Origin of the sequence: Bacillus pretiosus (assembly GCF_051294775.1) — a bacterium.
GTDB classification, from domain to species: domain Bacteria; phylum Bacillota; class Bacilli; order Bacillales; family Bacillaceae_G; genus Bacillus_A; species Bacillus_A wiedmannii.
In genome coordinates this window covers 1-337 of sequence record NZ_JBPPHF010000063.1, presented here as the reverse complement: position 1 = coordinate 337, position 337 = coordinate 1, and the positions used below count along the sequence as shown (strand labels likewise).

At 35.6% G+C, this 337-nt stretch carries 1 protein-coding gene; it reads right to left on the bottom strand.

Annotation, left to right across the window (positions count from 1 at the left end):
* A partial coding sequence (locus ACSG5Z_RS29855) for a UDP binding domain-containing protein (protein ID WP_435712748.1) occupies window positions 1–337 on the bottom strand: 337 nt, incomplete at both ends.

Genomic DNA, 337 nt, shown 5'->3' with positions numbered 1-337 from the left:
TTGGTACACCTTGCCTTCAAACTTTGCAGAAGAAATATATGGATCGTGATTTTCGATTTCATATCCTTCTTTTAGTAACAATTCAATAATTGGTAAAGCCGGTGATTCTCTCAAATCATTTACATCTTTCTTATATGCACTTCCTACAATTAAAACTGATGCAGGTGATTGCACCATGCCTTTTACTTTCCGGACTATTTTCTCTGGCATTTCTTCATTAATCACATGTGCAGCCTCAATTAATTGACAAATTTCCCCATTCCTTTTTATTCTCCATTGGAAATATAAAGGATCTACTGGAATACAATGTCCTCCTATTCCTGGTCCTGGCCAAAAT